This window comes from Micromonospora tarensis, from assembly GCF_016803395.1.
In the GTDB taxonomy this organism is placed as follows: Bacteria; Actinomycetota; Actinomycetes; order Mycobacteriales; family Micromonosporaceae; genus Micromonospora; species Micromonospora tarensis.
Map to the genome: position 1 here is coordinate 1 of NZ_JAEVHL010000417.1, position 3138 is coordinate 3138.

The 3138-nt window shown below is 75.7% G+C and carries 1 protein-coding gene and 2 pseudogenes; all 3 read right to left on the bottom strand.

Annotation, left to right across the window (positions count from 1 at the left end; genetic code table 11):
• Positions 1–597, bottom strand: a pseudogene (gene mptB, locus JM949_RS34880) (polyprenol phosphomannose-dependent alpha 1,6 mannosyltransferase MptB); the annotation flags it as partial.
• Positions 598–659: 62 nt separating this feature from the next.
• The gene (mptB, locus tag JM949_RS34885) at positions 660–2060 is read right to left on the bottom strand and encodes a polyprenol phosphomannose-dependent alpha 1,6 mannosyltransferase MptB (RefSeq protein WP_203152324.1); all 1401 of its coding nucleotides are present in this window, start codon (positions 2058–2060) and stop codon (positions 660–662) included.
• A gap of 47 nt (positions 2061–2107) precedes the next feature.
• Positions 2108–3138, bottom strand: a pseudogene (locus tag JM949_RS34890) (hypothetical protein); the annotation flags it as partial.

A 3138-nucleotide genomic window follows, 5' to 3' on the forward strand; every position in this document is an offset into this window, starting at 1 on the left:
GCCCGCGCCAGGCCCGGCAGGCAGGACGCCGCCAGCAACAGGCCCGCCACGGCGAACACCCGCAGCAGTACGACCGCGCCGGTGAGCCCGCCGCCCAGAGTGACCGCGAGCGCCGCGAGCAGCACGAAGACCGGCCCGTACGGGGCGGGTGTGCCCCGCCAGATCGGCGCCACCGTCTCCACCCACGGGCAGCCGGCCGCCGCCACCGCAACCGCGTACGGGTCGAGGCCGTGCGCGTACGTCCAGCCCTGGCAGGCGTACGAGTAGACGTCCCGGCTACCCAGCGGCGGCGCCAGCAGCAGCGGCAGCGCCCACAGCCCGGCGGTGAGGTACGCCCAACGGGTCGACGGCGCGCCGGCGCGCAGCGACCACCAGGCCTTGACCAGCAGCGCGGTGCCGACCAGCCAGCAGGTGAGCGTCGCCGGGCCGCCCGGGGCTCGCCAGATCGACGCCGGAGTCACGCCGAGCGGGGCGTCGGGCAGCGCCCCGCCGAGGTGCCCGGCCACGGTGAGCAGGACGCGCGACCAGGCCGACGTACCGGGCCACGCCGGCCCGGCCACCGCCAGCCCACCGGATCGCGCCGGCCCACCGGGCCAGACCCGTCGGGCCCGTGGGTGGGGCGGCACGCGCGCCGGGAGTGGTCACCGGCGCACCTTCCCTCAGTCGGTGGCGACCGACTGACGGGTCACCCGAGCCGACCGTACCAACCGGATGACCAGCACGATCACCAACAGCGTCATCAGCGGCGCCCCGACCGTCTTGGTGTACCGGGGCAGCCCGGTGCCGTCCGGCAGCACCAGGAACGAGGCGACCAGCGCGACCGCGATGAACCACCTGGTCCGCTGGGCGGTGGCCGCGAGCACGAACAACGGCCAGGTCCAGTACCAGGGGTGCACCACGGGGGCGAGTGCGACGGTGAGAGCCAGGGCGAGGCCGGCGTGGTGCAGCGGGTCGCGGGTGCGGGCCCGCCACCAGAGCCAGACCAACAGCACGGCCAGCAGGACGACGGCGATAGCCCGGGTCACCGGCAACGCGTCGATGTGCGCGCCGAACGGGGCCGCCAGGTAGCCGATGGTCTGACCGACGGCTGTCGACGGGGAGGTCCAGGCGACGGCCGCGCCGCCCTGGGACAGCCCGCCGACCCAGCCGAAGTCCAGCCCACCGGCGACGGTCCCGCCGACAACGCTGGCGAGCGTGCCGCCGACCACCCAGCCGCCGTCGCGGATCAGGGTGCGGATCCGGTACGGGCCGGCGGTGGCCGCCAGCGCGGCGAACGGCACCACCACCACGGCGGTCACCTTGACCGCCACCGCGAGTCCGAGGAGCAACCCGCCGACCAGCAGCATTCCGCGCCGGCCCGGGTGGGCCGCCACCACCGCCAGCCCACCCACCAACGCGGCGAGCATCAGCACGTCGTTGTGCGGACCACCGATCAGGTGCGCGGCGACAAGTGGCGAACCCAGCGCCAGCCACACCGCCCGCTTCGCCGGCACACCGGCCCGGCGGGCCAGCGTCGGCAGGGCCCACGCGGCGCACAGCACGCCGACCAGCGACAGCGCCCGGAACAGCACGATGCTTGCGGTCAGCGAACCGGTGGCCTCGACCACCGCACCGGCGATCAGCACGAACAGCGGCCCGTACGGCGCCGGGGTGTCCCGCCAGATCACCGAGACCGTGTCCAGCCAGGGGCAGGGCAGCGCGGAGACGCCGTGCTCGTACGGGCTGAGGCCGCCGACGAGGCTGGCGCCCTGGCAGGCGTACGCGTACACGTCGCGGCTGCCGAACGGCGGCGCGACGAGCAGCGGCAGCAGCCAGAGCCCCACGGTGACCATTGCCCAGCGCGTCGACGGCCCGCCGTCGCGCAGTGCCCACCAGGCGTACGCCAGCAGGCCGGTGCCGACCGCCCAGGCGGCCAGGATCAGCGGACCGTTGGGGCCCTGCCAGATGCTGACCGGGGTGCTGCGCAGCGGGCCGCTGGGGAACGCGCCGCCGAGGAAGGCGGAGAGCGCGAGCAGCATCGAGCCGGCCAGACCGGTCCAGCGTGCGAGGTGGGAAGGCACGCCCGACATGCTGCCAGCCCGCCGGTTCCCGGCTGACAGCAGCACCGTCAGCAGTGCCGGGCCGGTACCAGGGCGCTGGAGATCGAGTAGTCGCCGGCGGCGCGGACCCGCACCTCGGTCCAGCCGTCCGCGCCGGGCCGCAGACAGCCGTCCGGACCGCTCAGCGTCAACCAGCGGGACCAGCGCACCCGGACCGGCACATCCCCGGGCGCGGCGGTCAGCCGGACCGCGCCGCGTTCGGCGGCGACGAGCCGACCCGGGGCCCCGACCAGCGGGGTCGGGTCAACCACCGCGTACAGCCGCCAGGTCGGATCCCGCCAGACCTCCCGCAGGTACGGCAGGCCGGCGCGGATCAACGCGGCCTCGTCGCGCCCCCACCGGTCGGCCGGGGCGTCCGGAGCGAGCGCCACGTAGCTCACCGCCTCGCGACGAAGCCACTGCTCGTACGTCTGCCCGCTCAGGCTGCCGTCGTAGAACAGCGCGTTGCGGTCGCTGTCGACCTGGCGCTCCCAGCCCCGGGCCAGCGGCACTGTCGGCGGCAGGTACGCGGACTCCCAGTGGTCCCGCAACGGCACCACCTCGACCCGCCCGGCCGGTGGTAGCCGGTCGAGTTCCGCGACGAGCGGCCGGTAGAACGCCTGGGCGCTCTCCGGGGAGCCGGCCCGGGTCACGTCGCTCACCATCACCGGCGACTGCCACCACACGGTCGCGGCGAGCAGCCCGGCGAGCCACGGCCCCGGCAGCGGGGCGTACCCGGCCAGCACGGGCAACGCGAAGAGCAGCGGCAGTCGCAGCGCGTTGGAACCGATCGGGCTGGGCAGGTAGTACGCCCCGACCAGGAGCAGCACGGTGAGCACCGCGCCGACGCGCAGCACCCGGCGGCGACGCGGCAGCACGACCGCCACCAGCACCGCGAGCGCCACGTTGATGCGCATCGACTCGGCCGAGTACGGCTGGGTGCCGCCGTTGCCGAAGAGGAGCGCGATCGGGGCCAGCGTGACGGCGGGCGACACGGCCAGGACGAAGCCCTCGGCCAGCGGTCGCTCCGCGCGCCACCCGACCCGGCAGCGGGCGGCCC